Consider the following 17,437-nt stretch of genomic DNA (forward strand, 5'->3'; position numbering starts at 1 on the left):
GGCCCCACGCGCACCGGTCAGCAGCACCGGGCGCCGGGATTGCGGTCCTGGTCGTCCATGCGCTGCCGCCAGAACTGTCGCTCGGTCACCGGCTCCTCGTCCGGATGATGGCGACGGTGATGGGCGACGTAGGTCGCATAGGCCGTGTCGCCCATCAGCGTCGTCATGTACCAGCGGATGCCGCGCCCCACTCGCGCCGCGGCGGCGAGCGCCGTGCGCAGCGGTGAGGCCGCGGCATCCGTCCGTGAGATCACCATGTCAGTGGCTCGAGACCTTGCGCTCGTCGGCGAGGATCGGCTCCCACTGCTTCTCGAGCTCGCGCTCGTCGGCGTTGGGAAGGAAGCCCGCCGGGGCGAACCGGCGCGAGGCGACCGGTTCGTCTTCGGTGTTCTCGCCGCCGCCGTTGCGGATCGCCTTGATGGTGACGACGATCGCCGCGATCATGACGATCAGCGCGAGCGTCACGAAGATGATCGAGAGCGTGCCCTGCACGGCCGTGTTGCGGATGACCGCTTCGAGCACCTCGCGTTCGCCGAGCGACGTGTCGCCGGTGTTCAGCGCCTCGAGGTAGCGGAAGTGGTTCGCCCAGTATCCGATCGCCGGGACCGGCGAGAAGATCTTGTAGAGCGACGCGGTGACCGTGACGACCGCGGTGAACGCGAGCGGCAGGCCGATGATCCACAGCCACTTGATGTAGCTGCGGCCGCGCTTGGCGACGATCGCCATCACCACGGCGAGCGCGATCGCGGCGAGCAGCTGGTTCGCGATGCCGAACAGCGGGAAGAAGGTGTTGATGCCGCCGAGCGGGTCGGTGACGCCGAGGATGAGGATCGCTCCCCACCCGGCCACCATGATCGCCGTGCAGATCCACACGCCGGGCCGCCACGAGACGTCGCGGAACTTCGGGAACCAGGCGCCGATCGAGTCCTGCAGCATGAAGCGGGCGACGCGGGTGCCGGCATCCACCGCGGTGAGGATGAACAGCGCCTCGAACATGATCGCGAAGTGGTACCAGAACGCCATGAGCGCCTGCCCGCCGAGCGCCTGCTGCATGATGTGCGCGAGGCCGAGCGCGAGGGTGGGGGCGCCACCGGTGCGCGAGACGATCGACTCCTCGCCGACCGCCTGGGCCGTTCCGGTGAGCATCTCGGGTGTGAGGTTCACCCCCGTCAGCCCCAGCGAGTTCACGAAGGCGACCGCGCCTTCGACCGTGCCGCCCGTCACCGCCGATGGCGCGTTCATCGCGAAGTAGATGCCCTGGTCGATCGAGATCGCGGCGACGAGCGCCATGATCGCGACGAACGACTCCATGAGCATGCCGCCGTAGCCGATGAAGCGCGTCTGACGCTCCTTCTCGACGAGCTTGGGTGTCGTGCCGGAGGCGATCAGGGCGTGGAAGCCCGATAGGGCCCCGCAGGCGATCGTCACGAAGAGGAAGGGGAAGAGAGGACCGGCGAACACCGGCCCCATGCCGTTCTCACCGAAGATGCTGACGGCGGGCACCGTGATCTCGGGGCGCACGAGGATGATCGCGCCGGCGAGCATCACGATCACGCCGATCTTCATGAACGTCGAGAGGTAGTCGCGGGGAGCCAGCAGCAGCCACACCGGGAGCACCGCGGCGATGAAGCCGTAGATGATGATGCCCCACGCGATCGTGGTGCGGTCGAGGTGGAAGATCGCCTGGCCCCACTCGGTGCCGGCGACCCAGCCGCCGCCGATGATCGCGGCCATGAGCAGCACGAACCCGATGATCGAGACCTCGGTGACCTTGCCCGGGCGCAGGAAGCGCAGGTAGATGCCCATGAAGATCGCGATCGGGATGGTCATCGCCACCGAGAAGACGCCCCAGGGGCTCTCACCGAGGGCGTTGACGACGACGAGCGCGAGGATCGCGACGATGATCAGCATGATCAGCAGCGAGGCGATGATCGCGGCGGTGCCGCCAATCCGCCCGAGTTCCTGGCGGGCCATCTGGCCGATGGTGCGGCCTCCGCGGCGCATCGAGAAGAACAGCACGGTGTAGTCCTGCACGGCGCCCGCGAGCACGACACCCACGATGATCCAGATCGTGCCGGGCAGGTAGCCCATCTGCGCGGCGAGCACGGGACCGACGAGCGGGCCGGCGCCGGCGATCGCGGCGAAGTGGTGCCCGTAGAGCACGCGGCGGTCGGTGGGGACGTAGTCCTTGCCGTCCTGCTTGACCTCGGCCGGTGTCGCGCGGCGGTCGTCGGGGCGGGTGATGTACTTCTCGATCACCTTCGAGTAGAAGCGGTAGCCGATCAGATAGGTGCAGACCGCCGCGAAGACGAACCAGATCGCGTTCACGGTCTCGCCGCGCACGATCGCGAGCATCACCCAGGCGACACCGCCGAGCAGCGCGATCGCCGTCCAGATCAGGATCTTCGGGAGGGTCCAGCGCCGGCTCTTCTCCTCGTGCTCGGGAGAGAGGGCGACGGGTGGGAGTTTCGGATCGGTGACGATGATGGGCTCGTCGTCGACGGTTCCGGCGCCGCGTCGGTGCGACGAAGGTGCGGTCATGGGGTTCTCCTCGGGGTGCGCGTCATTGCGTTCCCCCACGCTAGGAAACGGGCGCGGGGGTCGAGGAGCGGGAGCGGATGCCGTGCGACGAGCGGCATCGACGATGCGACGAACGGATGCCGCGGCATCCGTTCCTGGACGGCACCCAGGGCGATGTCCGACGTCGCGGATACACTCGCGACAATGCCCTCCCCCTCTGAGAACGCACCCGACTCGTTCGTCCGCGTCCGCGGGGCGAACGAGAACAACCTCCGCTCCGTCGATGTCGACATGCCACGCGATCGGATCGTCGCGTTCACCGGAGTCTCGGGATCGGGCAAGTCGTCGCTCGCGTTCGGCACCATCTTCACGGAAGCCCAGCGCCGATATCTCGAGTCGGTGGCGCCGTATGCGAGGCGGCTCATCCAGCAGGGCCACGATCCGCACGTCGAATCGATCTCGGGCCTGCCCCCGGCGGTCGCCCTGCAGCAGCGGCGCGGCGCGCCCAGCTCGCGATCGAGCGTCGGAACCGTGACGACGCTGTCGAACTCGTTGCGCATGCTCTTCTCCCGGGCGGGCACCTTCCCGGAGGGCTTCACGACCCGGCTCGACTCCGATGCGTTCTCTCCCAACACCGTCGCCGGAGCCTGCCCGGAGTGTCACGGCATCGGCGTCGCGCACACCGTCACCGAGGACTCGCTCGTGCCCGACCCTTCGCTGAGCATCCGCGAAGGTGCGATCGCCGCCTGGCCGGGCGCGTGGCAGGCGAAGAACCTGCGCGACATCACGATCGCGCTCGGCTACGACGTCGACGTCCCCTGGCGGGATCTTCCCCGTGCCGATCGCGAGTGGCTGCTCTTCACCGACGAGCAGCCGGTCGTGCAGATCACCCCGCAGCGCGACCGCGTGGCCAAGCCCTACAACGGCATGTTCTGGAGCGCCAAGAAGTACGTCTTCCACACGCTCGCCGACTCGAAGAGCCAGATGATGCGCACCAAGGTGCTCCAGTTCGTCCGCTCCGGGCCGTGCCCGCTGTGTGGGGGCACCGGACTGCGGCGCGAGGCCCTGGCCGTCACGTTCGCCGGCCGATCGATCGCCGAGCTCAACGCGCTCCCGCTGACCGACCTCGCCGACATCATCCGCCCGACCACCCGGCTCACCGAGGTCACGCCTGCGCTCCCCACCACTCTTTCGGGCGAGCGCACCGACGTCGCCGTCGCCCTCACGACCGATCTGCTCGCGCGCATCGAGGTGCTCACCGACCTGGGGCTCGGATACCTGGGTCTGGGCAGGGCGACTACGACCCTGTCCCCCGGTGAGATGCAGCGGCTCCGGCTCGCGACGCAGCTGCGGTCGGGACTCTTCGGGGTGGTCTACGTGCTCGACGAGCCCTCGGCGGGTCTGCATCCCGCCGACGCCGAACAGCTGCTCGACGTGCTCGCACAGCTCAAGCGCTCCGGGAACTCGGTCTTCGTGGTCGAGCACAACATGGACATCGTCCGGCACGCCGATTGGATCGTCGACGTCGGCCCCGGTGCCGGCGAAGGCGGTGGGCACGTGCTCTACAGCGGCGCGGTCCCGGGGCTCGCCGCTGTCGAGGCATCCGTCACGCGGCCGTTCCTGTTTCCCGACGCGCAGGCGGCATCCAAGACGCGCCGCGAGCGCCGCGAGGCATCGGCCTGGCTCACGGTCGAGGGCGTGAGCCTGCACAATCTCGCCGACATCGATGCATCCGTGCCGCTCGGCACCCTCGTCGCCGTGACCGGTGTCTCGGGGTCGGGCAAGTCGACACTCGTCAGTCGGGTGCTCCCCGATGTCGTGCGCGAGCACCTGCGCGCGGACGACACCCCCGACGAGATCGACGATGCCCCGATCGATGCCGGAGGCGACGACTCACGGCCGTCCGAGGCGACCGTGCCGGATGCGGGCGTCGATTCCCTGACCGTGCGCGACGTGCGCGGTCTCGAGCACATCGATCGTCTCGTGCGTGTCGATCAGAAGCCGATCGGCCGCACACCGCGCTCGAACCTCGCGACCTACACGGGCCTGTTCGATGCCGTGCGTGCGGCCTTCGCCCGCACCGACCTCGCCCGCGAGCGCGGGTACGGCGCCGGACGCTTCTCGTTCAACGTCACCGGCGGGCGCTGCGAGACCTGCCTCGGCGAGGGATTCGTCTCGGTCGAGCTGCTGTTCCTCCCCGGCAGCTACGGACGCTGTCCGACGTGCGACGGCGCCCGGTACAACGCGGAAACGCTCGAGGTCACCTACGACGGCCGAACCATCGCCGACGTGCTCGCCCTCACCGTCGAGCAGGCATCCGAGGCGCTGGCCTCCATCCCCGCGGCGGCGCGCAGCCTGCGTGCTCTTCTCGACGTCGGGCTCGGATACCTCCGCCTCGGACAGCCCGCCACCGAGCTCTCCGGCGGCGAGGCGCAACGCATCAAACTGGCGACCGAGCTGCAGCGTGTGCGTCGGGGCCACACTCTGTATCTGCTCGACGAGCCGACCACCGGGTTGCACCCGGCCGACGTGCAACGGCTGCTCGCGCAGTTGCACGCGCTGGTCGACTCCGGAGACACGGTGGTGGTCGTCGAGCATGAGATGGATGTCGTCGCTGCGGCGGACTGGGTCATCGACCTCGGGCCTGCGGGAGGCGACGCGGGTGGCCGTGTCATCGCCTCGGGGACCCCGGAGCACGTCGCGCAGAACTCCGCGAGCCGCACAGCGCCCTACCTGGCCGAACGTCTGCGCTGACCATCGACGCCGTGCTTTTGCACGGCCGACTCGGCATCCGCGCATCCTGCGCGCAACTAGGCTGGAACCGTGGCCCGAAACCCTGTCCTGCCGACCCGCGTGCTGCTCATCTGCGCCGCGATCGGCGTCGCGACCGGCCTCATCGGAGGCATCGCCGGATGGGTCACGCCGATCCTGCTCGCGAGCCCCCTGCTCTTCCTCTACGGGCTCGTGCTCGGCTCGCACGTGCTGCCGGGGATCATCGCGCAAGAGGTGCTGCGGCGCCCGTTCGTCGCCCTCATCACGCACCTGATCGCCGCCCTCGTCTCGAGCGCGTTCAACCCGGCCTGGGCGCTGCGCTTCATCGGTACGGCGCTGCTGTTCGGCGCGATCCAGGAGGGCGTCGCGGCACTCACCCGCTACCGCGCGTGGGGTGCCTGGCGCTTCTTCATCTCGGCGGCGCTGATCGGCGTCGTCGTGGCGGTCGCCGTGTTCTTCGCCGCTCACCTGGGCACGATGCCGCTGTGGGCGCAGATCACGTACCTGACGATCTCGGTGCTCGGGCCCATCGCCTGGACGGCCGTCGGCCTCGCGGTCGGCACGGCGCTCAGCCGCGCCGGCGTCGCCCGTCGCTGAGCGCGTGGGAAGCCGCCGAAACCCCCTCTTATCGTCGAGACCCCCTCTTGCGTACGTCTGCAACAGGGGGTCTCGGCGACAAAGGGGGGTCTCGAGGGCAGCCGATCTCACGTCGCGAGGCCAGGTAAGGCTCGGCTAAGTTAGAGGCGTACGCTCCACCGAAGACGTACGTTCCACCGACCCGGGGTCTCGCCGTGCGCCCATCCGCGCCTCTTCTCCGCGTGCGTGATGTCTCGCTCACCCACGCGGATGCCGCGCACCCCTCGCCCCGCGACGTGTCGTTCGACATCCACCCCGGCGAGGTCGCGCTGCTGCTCGGCCCCTCGGGCTCGGGCAAGTCGACGCTCACCCTCGCGCTGAACGGACTCATCCCGCACGCACTTCCCGCCACCATGACCGGCACGGTCGAGGCGGGCGGGGTCGACACCGCCGCCGCGCAGACCTCCGAGTTGAGCACGCGGGTCGCGATGGTCTTCCAAGACCCGGATGCTCAGATCGTCACCGGAACCCTCTACGACGAGGTCGCCTTCGGCCCCGAGAATCTGCGCCTGACCGTCGCCGAGGTCACCGCCCGCACCGAAGACGCCCTGCGCCGCGTCGGGCTGTGGGAGCGCCGCGACGACAACCCCGACCGGCTCTCGGGCGGTGGCCGCCAGCGCCTCGCGATCGCCTGCGCCCTCGCGATGGGATCGCCGTTGATCGTGCTCGACGAGCCGACCGCGAACCTCGACCCGCAGGGCATCGACGACGTCTACGCCGCCCTCGCCGACGTGATCGCCGCGGGCGACCGGGCGATCCTCCTCGTCGAGCACAACCTCGACGCCGCGATGGGATTCGTCACCCGAACGATCGTGCTCGACCGCGAGGGACGCGTCGCGTACGACGGTCCGGTCGCCGAGATCATCCGCGCGCACACCGACGAACTCGTCGCGATGGGGGTGTGGCTGCCCGCGGCGACGCTGGCGGCGCTGCGACTGCGCGAGGACGGCATCCGTCTCGACCCCCTGCCCCTGACACCCGAGGAGCTGGCGGCGCAGCTGCCCCCGGCATCCGATCCCGCGAGCGCGGCTGCGACCGCGAGCGCGTCCGATCCGACGACGGATGCCGCGCCCTCGGGCGAGGCGATCATCCGTGCGCGCGGGCTCACCGTGCGCCGCGGCCGCACCGAGATCCTGCACGGCATCGACCTCGATCTCACCCCCGGCAGCCTCACCGCGATCGTCGGCGCGAACGGGGCCGGCAAGACGACGCTCATCCAGGCACTCGCGGGCGTCGTTCCGCCGCCGAAGCGGCAGGTCGATGTCGACGGCATCGACCCCGGCACGGCCGCTCCCCGCGACCTCGCCGCCCGCATCGGCTTCGTGTTCCAGAACCCCGAGCACCAGTTCATCGCGCACACGGTGTTCGACGAGCTCGCGCACGGGCTTCGGCTGCGGAATGTGGCGGATGCCGAGATCACCGAGCGCGTGACGGAGATGCTCGAGCGCTTCGGTCTCGCGCACAAGGCCGACGTGCATCCGTTCCTGCTGTCGGGCGGCGAGAAGCGACGCCTGTCGGTGGGCACGGCGCTCATCACCCGCCCCCGCGTTCTCGCCCTCGACGAGCCGACGTTCGGCCAAGACCGCGCACGCGCGGCCGAGCTGCTCGCGCTGCTGCAGAGCCTGCGCGCCGAGGGCACCACGATCGTGATCGTCACCCACGACCTGCAGCTCGTCGCCGACCACACGACGCACACCCTGATCCTCGCCGACGGACGAGTGCACGCGAGCGGCCGCACGGCCGACCTCTTCCGCGACGAGCAGACCTTCACCTCGGCGGGACTCCGCCTGCCCGCCCTGCAGCGGGTGCTCGCGGCGCACGCGAAGGGGGCGGACGCATGACCTCGACCATCGTCGACCCCTACGCGCGGATGACCGCGACCTCGCGGCATCAGTTCCTCTACGCCCTCAACCCGCTCGCGAAGGTGGCGGGTTTCGCCCCCGCGATGATCTTCCTGGTGTTCGTGCGCGATCTCGCCACCCCGGCCGCGTTCCTGCTGCTCGCCTACGTGCTGCTGCTCGTCGGGGCCCGTCTCACCTGGCGTCTGCTCCTGCTGCTCGCGGTGCTGCCCGTCGGCATGGCCGTGATCGGCGTGAGTTTCTCGCTCTGGGTCGACACCGCGCTCGTCGGCGACACGAACCCGGTGCTGCGGATCGGCGACTGGACGCTCTACAGCGGAGCTCTGATGCTCGGGTTCGCCACGGCGCTGCGCCTCGGCGCGATCATCTCGCTCGCCCTGATCGGCGGACTCACCACCAGCGGCCCCGACCTCGTGCGGGCGAGCGTGCAGCAGCTGCGGGTTCCCTACCGGATCGGCTACACGGCGCTGGCCGCGTTCCGCTTCGTGCCGCGCTTCGGCTACGAGCTCTCGGTCATCCGGGCCGCCCACCGCGTGCGCGGACACCACGGCGGCAACGGCCCGTTCTCGCGCGTCGCGCGCGGCTGGGGATACATCGTGCCGCTGCTCGCCGGCGCCATCCGGCATGCCGAGCGCGTCGCCCTCGCGATGGACTCCCGTGCCTTCGGCGCCCACCCCACCCGCACCGAACGGCACCTGGTGCCGTTCCGCACGCGCGACACGATCTTCGTCGCACTGAGCCTCGCGGCATCCGCGGTGATCCTCCTCGTGTTCTTCCCCTGGCAATCGCCCTCCCTCTGAAAGGCACCCCGATGGCGTTCAGCAAGCTCGTCAAGCCCGAGACTCAGGAGCTCGTGCACCTCACCGTGCTGCGCTCCGAGCGTCTCTCCCCGCACTGGATGCGCGTGACCCTCGGTGGCGGTGAGATCGAGAAGTTCCGGCCGATGGGCTTCGACCAGTGGTTCCGCCTGTTTCTGCCGATCGGCGGCGACGCCGGACTCGACCGTGTGCCCGCCAAGGCCAACAAGATGTTCGGGTATCTGAAGTTCCTGCGCATCCCCGACGGGGAGCGCCCCGTGATGCGCAACTACAGCGTGCGCGCCTTCCGCCCGGCCGAGGGCGATCGCGGCGCCGAGATCGACGTCGACTTCGTGCTGCACGGATCGGCCGCCGAGGGCACTGCCGGGCCCGCCTCGCGCTGGGCCGAGACCTGCGCCCCGGGCGAGCACGTGCTCATCATCGACGAGGGCCTCACCTTCAACCCCGAGCGCGGAGTCGACCGGGTGCTGCTCGTGGGCGACGAGACGGCGCTGCCGGCGATCGCGTCGATCGCGGCATCCGTTCCCGCCGGCGCCACCGGCACCGCGATCATCGAAGTGCCGTCGCTCGACGATGCCCTCGACTTCCCCCGCCCCGAGGGCCTGTCGGTCGAGTGGGTGCTGCGCCCGCACGACGAGCAGCCCGGAGCGCTCGCGCTGCAGCGGGTCGCCGAGCTCGACCTGCCGGCCGAGACGTTCCACACCTACGCGGCCGGTGAGCAGTCGCTCGCCTCGGGCGTGCGCAAGCTGCTCGTCGGCGAACGCGGTGTCGACAAGAACACCGTCAGCTTCTGCGGCTACTGGAAGATCGGCGCCGCATCGCCGACGTCGAAGGCCGCCCGCGAGGCCGCCGCGGAGCCGCTCGGATGAGCGGGACGGATGCCGCGCCGCGGCGCTTCCGCTTTCCCACTGCGCTGCTGCTGACGTGCGCGGCGCTCGGTGTCGCCGGCGCGGTGCTGCTCGCGCCGGCGAACTGGCTGTCGACCGGCATCCTGGCCACCGCTCCCCTGTTCTCGGTCGCGATCGCGGGCCTGTGGCTGCTGCCGTCGGTGATCGCGCTGCGTCTGCTGAAGAAGCCGCTGGTCGGCATCCTCGTCGGCATCATCTCGGGGCTCGTGATCATGCCGTTCTCCGGATACGGGTTCATGAGCGTCGTGTCGAATGTCTCATGGGCCGCGTTCGCCGAGATCCCGTTCCTCATCGTGCTGTGGCGGTACTGGTACACCTGGCAGCACTACGCCGGGGCGATCGTGCTCGGGCTCGTGTACCCGATCGTCGCCTGGGACTTCTTCCAGCTCGGCGCGCAGGTGCTGTGGGTGCAGATCGGCTTCTTCGCCCTGACCCTGGCGAGCTGCGTCGGGGCGACGGCCCTCGGCATCCTGATCGCCGACCGCCTGCGCCGCGCCGGAGTCGGCGGGCGACGCTGAGGCGCAGTCCGCGCGCGTGCGCGGCGGGGCCCTTCGACGAGCTCAGGGACTCAGTGAATGGGCTGAGCCGAGCTAGCCGGCCGGCGTGTCGCGGGTGCGGAACAACGCCCACGCTATCCCGATCAGGACCACCGCCCACAGCATCATGACGCCCCCTCCGAGAAGTGGGTCGAGGACTCCGACTCCCGGGTAGGGCATGAGGAGCTGTATGCCAGCGAGGTCCGGGAGGTACTTCAGAATCGGGACCGTGCCGACGAGCGAGATCGTGATGCCGAGAACGAGGGGCACGAGCACCACGAGGGTCACGATGACCGTGCGCGCGATGACGGTGACGGCTGCGGCGATCAGAGCGATCAGGGCGTAGTTGATGCCGACGCCGAGGAGGTTCCAGCCCATCCCGACTGTGAACTGAGCGAGGGGGAGCCCGTACTCACCGAGGGCCGCGTGTTCGATCAGCACAGCGGAACCGATGGCGACCCAGCCGATGGCTGCGCCGGCAACGGTCACGATGACGAGTTTCGCGGCGAGCACGCGCCCGCGTTTCGGCGTTGCGATCAGAGTGGTCCGGAGTTGGCCGTCGAGGTACTCGTTTCCGGAGATGAGGGCGGCGAGCAGAATCACGAGCGGTTGCCCGAACCCTGCCGTTTCGAAGCCGTGCGATTCGAGGGAGAACCGCGAGCCACTCACGGGATCGAAGGTCAGCCCGGATGCAAAAGCGAGCACGGCGGGGACGACGAGCGCTGCGACGAGGGTTGCTCGGATGCTACGGAGCGTGAGCGTCTTGGTGAACTCGGCACGGAGGGCATGGCGGAAACCGATACGGGCCATTGGTCTCTCCTACAGGTCGCGGCGCGTGAAGACGACTCCGGCTGCCGCGAGGACGACCACGGTCCATCCCGTCTGCACGAGCGCGCCCATCGCCGGGTCGAGGAGAGTACCGGAGGCAGGATCGGCGTACATGGCGGATCCCGCAGTCGTGGGCAGGAATCTCGCGCCGGACCAGAAGCCTGCGAGAAAATCGCCGACGCCGATCACGAGCGGCACGATCAGGATGAGCGGCAGGATCGCGTTGCGGGCGAGCGTGCCGACCGCGAAGGCGATCAGCGCGGTCAGCGTCCAGGCGAGAGCGACCCCACCGAGGTGCGCCCAGATCGCGGGCGTCAAGGTCCACGGGTCGATCCCGGTGCGGGCCGCGATGTGAGTGATGATGATTGACCCCGTCATCGTGACGAACGCGATGAGACTGACGACGACGGCGAGGAGTACGGCTTTTACGGCGAAGACGCGAAGACGTTTCGGTGTGGCGAGAAGCGTGGTGCGGATCTGTCGTCCGCTGCCGTACTCGCTGCCCGACCACAGCGCGGCCAGGGCGACGATCATCACGTATCCGAGCCCGGCCATCTCGAATCCCTGATATTCGAGAGGGATGGGCGCAGAAGAGAACAGCAGGTCGCTGTCGGTCGGCAGATCGGTAGACGAGGCCGAATTCGTCCACGCCATCGGCAGTGTGCCGAACACCGTGACGAGCGCGAGAACCCATGTCGCTGTGGCGCTCAGGAGCTTCGTCGATTCCGAGCGGATGAGCGCGATCATCGCTGCCGCCCGCCGTCTCCGATGCCCGGGTAGTCGCTCTCGGCGGGATACTCCGTGTGCGCATCGGTTAGCGCGAAGAATGCGTCTTCCAGACTCGTATGCACGCCTTTGACCTCAGCTCCGGTGCCGGAGGCGACGATTCGACCTTTGGCGATCACGACATATTCGTCCGCCGTGTCTTCCATCTCACTCATCAGGTGACTGGACACGAGCACAGTCTTGCCCGCGTCGGCGAGCGAGCGCAGGAATCGGCGCATCCAGCGGATGCCGTCAGGGTCGAGGCCGTTCGTCGGCTCATCCAGCACCAGAACATCCGGGTCGCCGAGTAGGGCGGTCGCGATCCCGAGTCGCTGTCCCATCCCCAGCGAGAAGGCGCCGATCCGCTTCCTCCCCGCCTCCTGCAGTCCGGTCATAGCCAGCACGTCGTCCACGCGCGCAACCGGGATCGCGTTGGACTGCGCCACCCAACGCAAGTGCGCCCTGGCGGTCCGCCCCTTGTTCGCGCCAGGACCGTCGAGCATCGCCCCCACTCGGAGCAATGGCCGGTTCAGGGAACGGTATGGCCTGCCGTCGACCAGAGCGGTACCGGAGGTGGCCCGGTCGAGGCCGAGCAGGATGCGCAGCGTGCTCGACTTGCCTGCGCCGTTCGGCCCGAGGAACCCGGTGATTCGCCCGGCAACGGCGCTGAAACTGACATCCTCGAGGACTGTTCGCGAGCCGTGACGCTTGACGAGGTGACTGACTTCGATCATGTCTTCCAGCCAACCGAGAACGCCCCGCCGCGTCAGTCTGCGAGAGTTGACAACCTCAGATGTTCACCCCGATGGCAGCGTGCCGACCAGTCCGGACTCGTAGGCGGCGACGACGAGCTGCGCACGATCTCGCGCCCCCAGCTTCGACAGGATGCGACTGACATAGGTGCGCACCGTGGTCGGGGTGACGAACAACGCGGCTGCGATCTCCCCGTTCGACATGCCCCGCCCGATCAACTGCAGGGTCTCCCGCTCCCGCTCCGTGAGGCGACCTACCCCGGATTCGGTTCTCCACTCGCGTGACGCACCGGCGAAGCGGTCGATGAGGCGCCGTGTCACCTCCGGTGCGAGCAGCGCCTCCCCGTCGTGCGCGACGTGAATCGCGCGCAGGACCTCGCTCGGCGGGCTGTTCTTGAGCAGGAAGCCCGAGGCCCCCGCGCGCAGCGCCTCGAACACGTACTCATCCAGATCGAACATCGTCAACACGATCACCCGCGGCCCCGCTGCCTCCGAGCAGAGCGAGCGAGTCGCTTCGAGCCCGTTCATTCGTGGCATCTGAACGTCCATCAGCACGACATCGGGGCGGTGCGCCCGCGCCAGATCGACGGCTTCTTCGCCATCAGTCGCCTCGCCGACCACCGACATGCCCGGCTCGTGCTCGACCAGGAGCCGCAGGGAGGCACGAATCACGGCGTTGTCGTCTGCAATCAGCACCCGGATAGCGCTCACGCCTGCGCCTCGTTCTCGTCCTCGCCCGGTATCGGCAGGCGAGCGCTCACCGTGAATCCGGTCGATGTGGATTCGACGCTCAGCTCTCCCCCGGCCAGTGCCACCCGCTCCCGCATCCCGGTCAGCCCATGCCCCTCTTCCGCACCCTCGGGCGCACCGATGCCGTCATCTCTTACAAGTACCTCGACGGCCTCCGCTCGCACCGTGGCCGAGACGCGGAGTGTCTTCGCGTCGGCGTGCCGGATCGCGTTCGTGACCGCCTCCTGAACGATCCGATGAGCCGTCGTCCGCACATCAGCAGGTAGCGAATCGAGGTCCCCCGTGCTGCCGAGTTCGACGTCCAGCCCGGAGCGCTCCGCCGTGCGCGCAGTCTCTCGAAGAAGATGTGTCAACGGAAGCGACGCGGCGCTCGTCTCCGTTGACCCGGATCGTTCACTGCGCAGCAGCTTGTTCAACTCGGTCAGCGAACGGCGCGCCTGAGACTCCACCGCCTGAAGGGTCGCGCGCAGTTCGACCTCGGCCAGAGCGGTGACATGAGCCGCCACCCCAGCTTGGACGCCGATGGTGCCGAGCGAGTGTGAGAGTACGTCGTGGACATCCCGCGCCAGACGCAGCCGCTCCTCCGTCCGGGCACGGGCAGCGGCCGCGAGCCGAGCTTCGCGCGTGCGCGCGCCGAGCACCCAGGCGGCAGCCAGGACGATGGCGCTCAACAATGCTCCACGCATCCAGTCCTCGAACCCTTGGGCATCAGGCGGGCTGCCCAGAACGAGCGAGATCACCGCGAGCCCCGTCCAGGAAAGGAGTAGCCACCAGGGAAACCGCCGCGACCCGTGACTTTCTGCAAGAGCGAACACGCCGATGCCCGCCAAGAAGAACGGATCGGCCGTCACACCGAAGGACCATGCGACCGCTGTGGCCGTCCCGGCCACGAAGACGCCGACGAGGGGAACCCATGCGCTCAGCACTGCGCCGAGCATCGCGGTCATTCCCCACACGAGCTGCCACGCGCGCAGGTCACCCTGAGTGGAGACGGTGAGCCACATCACCGCGAAGATGATCCCCGAGAAAAGCGCTGTCCGCGAGGCGGTCAGCCACCTTCGAAGCGGTGGACCCGGAGAGCCGTCGCGCAGCATCCCGCCCGCTCGCGCCCGTTCAGTGGTGACCTTCACCCGCCCATACTAGGATCGCCGGTCATCTCGCTACCGCCGCGCACCGATACTCGTCGGCCGTCGCCGTCGCCGTCGATCTGCGCAGCGGGCGCCGCTGACGCGCTACCTAGCGCCGAACAGCGGTCACAGTGCGAGGTGTATGCGAAGGCAGTCGTCGACCTCGCCCATCAGTTCGGTAGGCACCCATCCCACCGGCCGAACGATGCGCGAGGTCGCGATCGTGCGGACCTGTTCGATCTGAACCTTCGAATCGACGCTGAGCCCGGTGCCCGCCGCAGGCAACAGAACCTGAAACGGGAGGACTCGCGCGACCTTGGACGTGACCGGCGCGACCGTCACCGTCGCGCGCGTGCTGCGTACAGCAGCGGTGTTGGCCGTGTTGTTGCTGACGACGACGGCAGGACGAGTCTTCGCAGCTTCGGCACCGACAACCGGGTCGAAGGCGACCAGCACGATCTGGCCGCGCCGCAGCAGCGTGGTCGACGGCGCACTCACGCTGACGCGAGTCCGTCGCTGGCAGCCGTGTCCCATTCGTCGTCGTAGCCTTCCGCGAATGCTTCGGCGTAGGCATCTGCCAGGCGGCTCTCGCGCAGGAGCGCCACAGCATCCTGAACCGCCGCCGACCGGGTGGCGTACTTTCCCCCCAAGACCTCCGCGTCGAGGAAAGCGACGTCGCTCGCACGGAGGCTGAGGCTGACCTTGCTGTTCGTCACGCTTCGATACTACTCGGGTAGCAAGACTCTTGCTACCGTCTCACATTCGCGCTCGGGACATCGCGTGGGCCCCAGGACCCTCCCACCCGCCACGGGAGGAGAACTCCGCGTCGGGCGGAAGCATCCGCCCGAAATCTCCGCCCCACGGCGAGAACTCCGCCCGACGCGGTGCGCGCAGCACCCCCGCGAGGTCAGCGCTTGCCGGCGATCTGGCGGCCGACGATCTCGCGCATGATCTCGTTCGTGCCGCCGTAGATGCGATGCACGCGGGCGTCGAGGAAGGCACGGGCGATCGGGTACTCGGTGATGTAGCCGTAGCCGCCGTGCAGCTGCACGCCCTGATCGAGCACCTCCCACTCGCGCTCGGTGGCCCAGAACTTGACCTTCGCGGCCTCCTCGGCCGACAGCTTGCCCTGCGAGTACGCGAGCAGCGCGCGGTCGATGTACGCCCACAGCGCGTCGACGGTCGTGGCCATGTCGGCGATCGCGAAGCGGCTGTTCTGGAAGTCGATGATCCGCTCGCCGAACGCTTCGCGGTCCTTCGTGTAGGCGACGGTCCAGTCGAGGGCGGCCTGCGCGGCCGCGGCACCCGCGACGCCGATCGACAGGCGCTCGAGCGGCAGGTTCATCATGAGCTGCACGAAGCCCTTGCCCTCGACCCCGCCGATGAGGTTCGCGTCGGGCACGAACACGTCGCTGAACGACAGCTCGGCGGTGTCGTGGCCCTGGAACCCCATCTTGTGCAGTTTCTTGCCGTGGTCGAAGCCCTCCATGCCGTTCTCGATGAGCACGAGGCTGAAGGCATCCGGTCGGTTGCCCTCACCTGTCTTCACGAAGGTGACGACCAGGTCGGCGGTCGCGCCCGACGAGATGAACGTCTTGGCACCGTTGACGATGTACCCGCCGTCGACCTTCTTGGCGGTGGTCTTGATGCCGCGCAGGTCGCTGCCCGCACCGGGCTCGGTCATCGCGAGCGCGCCGACGACCTCGCCCGTCGCCATCCGCGGCAGCCACTTCGACTTCTGCTCCTGGGTGCCCATGTGCACGAGGTACGGCACGGCCAGGTCGTCCTGGATGCCGAAGGCCCCGGCGAGCGAGCCCGCACCGGCGGCGATGACCTCTTCGTTCACGACCGCGCGGAAGCGGTAGTCCTGCAGCATCCCGGCCCCGCCGAACTCCTCGGGAACCGACAGACCGATGATCCCGGCCTCGCCCGCCGCACGCATGGTGTCGCGGTCGACCTCGCCCGCGGCATCCCACCGCTCGATGTCGGCACCCGTCACGTGGCGCTTGACGAAGTCCTTGACGAGGTCGCGGAAGGCCTCGTGATCCTCTTCATAGATGTCGCGTTCCATTGCGCGTCCTCCTGAACATCTCGGCGTCTTTGCTCCCGCGATTCTAGAGCGACGACGGATGCCGCGACAGGACGTTGTGGGAATGCATCCCGCCCATCGTGGTACTGGGTACCGCGATTGTGGGATGCCTCCGAGCACCGCTCAGGGCAGGTAGTCGGGCGCGGCCGGGAGGCCGAAGAACTCCTCGAGCGTGTGGAACCCGCCCGCCTGGTAGGCCGCGGCGAGGTCGCGCCCCACGTAACGCAGGTGCCACGGCTCGGGCGCGTAGCCGGTGACGCCGGAGCCCCCGTCCTCGTAGCGCACGATGAACCCGTACTCCCATGCGTGGGCAGCGACCCAGTCGCTCTGCGTGGTGCCGCCGAACCCGTCGAGCCCGCCGCAGCCCAGGCCGCACGCGACGACGTCGACCGCGAGGCCGGTCTGGTGCTCCGAGTGTCCGGGGCGCGCGGATCCGGCATCCGCCCCGGCCTGCCCCTGGTCGCGCACGTGCGACTCGTAGGTCGTGACCTGCAGGCCGTACGAGCGGTAGCCGTTGTTCGCGCCGAGGCGTCCGACGCCGGCCTCGATCGCCGCGTTCGCCATGTCGCCGACCGCGGTCGCGACGTCGGTGCGCACCTGCCCGGACGCCGTCGTCATCTGCAAAGGCACGTCGGCGAGGGCGCCGGGCGCGTAGTCGGCGGGGTCGAGCGGTCGCGCCTTGTTGACGACGACCCACACCCGCGCGGGGTCGGAGAGCGAGATGCACGGCGCGTTGCCCGCCACGACCGCGGCGCGGAAGGCCTCGCCCCCGCCGAAGCCGGCGATGGTGGCCGCGTCGTCACCGGCGGCGAGGGCCTCCTGCACGGATGCCTCGGCGCACGGGTCGGCGGCCGGGGTGGATTCGACATCGACGGAGGGCACCTGCACGACCGCGACCGGCTCCGGCAAGCGCGAGGCCTCGGGCGTGGAGGATGCCGGCGCCGAGGCGAGGGAGAGGAGGATGCCGATGGCGGTCACCGCGACGCCGATCGGCAGGGCGGGACCACGGATCGGGGAGCGTGGAGCCGCATGCTGAGCGTGCGGCGATTCGGGCATGATCTCCATTCTGCCCCGATC

At 69.1% G+C, this 17,437-nt stretch carries 17 protein-coding genes; 6 read left to right on the forward strand and 11 right to left on the reverse strand.

What is annotated here, in order from left to right:
* Nucleotides 1-17: 17 nt before the first annotated feature.
* Nucleotides 18-257: a YbdD/YjiX family protein gene (locus ACIQTT_RS08230; RefSeq protein ID WP_402788420.1), complete on the reverse strand. Its 240-nt coding sequence runs from the start codon at nucleotides 255-257 to the stop codon at nucleotides 18-20.
* Nucleotide 258: 1 nt separating this feature from the next.
* Nucleotides 259-2,541 (reverse strand): carbon starvation CstA family protein, encoded by a 2,283-nt coding sequence (locus ACIQTT_RS08235; protein ID WP_402788422.1) that lies wholly within the window; start codon nucleotides 2,539-2,541, stop codon nucleotides 259-261.
* Nucleotides 2,542-2,724: 183 nt separating this feature from the next.
* Here ACIQTT_RS08235 and ACIQTT_RS08240 point away from each other — a divergent pair, with 183 nt between their 5' ends.
* The 6 genes from ACIQTT_RS08240 (at nucleotide 2,725) to ACIQTT_RS08265 (ending at nucleotide 10,031) form a co-directional block, all read left to right on the forward strand.
* Nucleotides 2,725-5,274 (forward strand): ABC transporter, encoded by a 2,550-nt coding sequence (locus tag ACIQTT_RS08240; protein WP_402788424.1) that lies wholly within the window; start codon nucleotides 2,725-2,727, stop codon nucleotides 5,272-5,274.
* A 69-nt stretch (nucleotides 5,275-5,343) separates the two neighbouring features.
* Nucleotides 5,344-5,889: an ECF transporter S component gene (locus tag ACIQTT_RS08245; RefSeq protein WP_402788426.1), complete on the forward strand. Its 546-nt coding sequence runs from the start codon at nucleotides 5,344-5,346 to the stop codon at nucleotides 5,887-5,889.
* Nucleotides 5,890-6,083: 194 nt separating this feature from the next.
* Complete coding sequence (locus ACIQTT_RS08250) at nucleotides 6,084-7,769, forward strand: ABC transporter ATP-binding protein (RefSeq protein WP_402788427.1); 1,686 nt, start codon at nucleotides 6,084-6,086, stop codon at nucleotides 7,767-7,769.
* A complete protein-coding gene (locus ACIQTT_RS08255) occupies nucleotides 7,766-8,587 on the forward strand; it encodes an energy-coupling factor transporter transmembrane component T family protein (RefSeq protein ID WP_402788429.1) in 822 nt (273 codons plus the stop codon). Before ACIQTT_RS08250 ends, ACIQTT_RS08255 begins: the two co-directional genes overlap by 4 nt.
* Nucleotides 8,588-8,598: 11 nt before the next feature.
* A complete protein-coding gene (locus tag ACIQTT_RS08260) occupies nucleotides 8,599-9,474 on the forward strand; it encodes a siderophore-interacting protein (protein WP_402788431.1) in 876 nt (291 codons plus the stop codon).
* Complete coding sequence (locus tag ACIQTT_RS08265; protein ID WP_402788433.1) at nucleotides 9,471-10,031, forward strand: ECF transporter S component; 561 nt, start codon at nucleotides 9,471-9,473, stop codon at nucleotides 10,029-10,031. The genes ACIQTT_RS08260 and ACIQTT_RS08265 overlap by 4 nt, the downstream gene beginning before the upstream one ends.
* Nucleotides 10,032-10,103: 72 nt before the next feature.
* On the opposite strand, the gene ACIQTT_RS08270 is transcribed toward ACIQTT_RS08265, so the two are convergent.
* From ACIQTT_RS08270 to ACIQTT_RS08310, 9 genes are all read right to left on the reverse strand, one after another.
* The gene (locus ACIQTT_RS08270; RefSeq protein ID WP_402788435.1) at nucleotides 10,104-10,859 is read right to left on the reverse strand and encodes an ABC transporter permease; all 756 of its coding nucleotides are present in this window, start codon (nucleotides 10,857-10,859) and stop codon (nucleotides 10,104-10,106) included.
* A 9-nt stretch (nucleotides 10,860-10,868) separates the two neighbouring features.
* On the reverse strand, nucleotides 10,869-11,624 hold the full coding sequence (locus ACIQTT_RS08275; RefSeq protein ID WP_402788437.1) for a hypothetical protein: 756 nt from the start codon (nucleotides 11,622-11,624) through the stop codon (nucleotides 10,869-10,871).
* The gene (locus ACIQTT_RS08280) at nucleotides 11,621-12,376 is read right to left on the reverse strand and encodes an ABC transporter ATP-binding protein (protein WP_402788439.1); all 756 of its coding nucleotides are present in this window, start codon (nucleotides 12,374-12,376) and stop codon (nucleotides 11,621-11,623) included. The genes ACIQTT_RS08275 and ACIQTT_RS08280 overlap by 4 nt, the downstream gene beginning before the upstream one ends.
* Nucleotides 12,377-12,439: 63 nt before the next feature.
* Entirely contained in the window at nucleotides 12,440-13,105 is a 666-nt protein-coding gene (locus tag ACIQTT_RS08285; protein WP_402788441.1) for a response regulator, read from the reverse strand.
* A complete protein-coding gene (locus tag ACIQTT_RS08290) occupies nucleotides 13,102-14,274 on the reverse strand; it encodes a sensor histidine kinase (protein ID WP_402788443.1) in 1,173 nt (390 codons plus the stop codon). Before ACIQTT_RS08290 ends, ACIQTT_RS08285 begins: the two co-directional genes overlap by 4 nt.
* Nucleotides 14,275-14,397: 123 nt before the next feature.
* Nucleotides 14,398-14,769, reverse strand: coding sequence for a type II toxin-antitoxin system PemK/MazF family toxin (locus ACIQTT_RS08295; RefSeq protein ID WP_402788445.1), 372 nt, complete (start codon nucleotides 14,767-14,769; stop codon nucleotides 14,398-14,400).
* On the reverse strand, nucleotides 14,766-14,987 hold the full coding sequence (locus ACIQTT_RS08300; RefSeq protein WP_402788447.1) for an antitoxin: 222 nt from the start codon (nucleotides 14,985-14,987) through the stop codon (nucleotides 14,766-14,768). The genes ACIQTT_RS08295 and ACIQTT_RS08300 overlap by 4 nt, the downstream gene beginning before the upstream one ends.
* A gap of 191 nt (nucleotides 14,988-15,178) precedes the next feature.
* A complete protein-coding gene (locus ACIQTT_RS08305) occupies nucleotides 15,179-16,342 on the reverse strand; it encodes an acyl-CoA dehydrogenase family protein (RefSeq protein WP_402788449.1) in 1,164 nt (387 codons plus the stop codon).
* A gap of 141 nt (nucleotides 16,343-16,483) precedes the next feature.
* Complete coding sequence (locus ACIQTT_RS08310; RefSeq protein ID WP_402788451.1) at nucleotides 16,484-17,416, reverse strand: M15 family metallopeptidase; 933 nt, start codon at nucleotides 17,414-17,416, stop codon at nucleotides 16,484-16,486.
* Between the last annotated feature and the right edge of the window lie 21 nt (nucleotides 17,417-17,437).

It is taken from the genome of Microbacterium sp. NPDC090225, assembly GCF_044772365.1.
GTDB lineage: Bacteria > Actinomycetota > Actinomycetes > Actinomycetales > Microbacteriaceae > Microbacterium.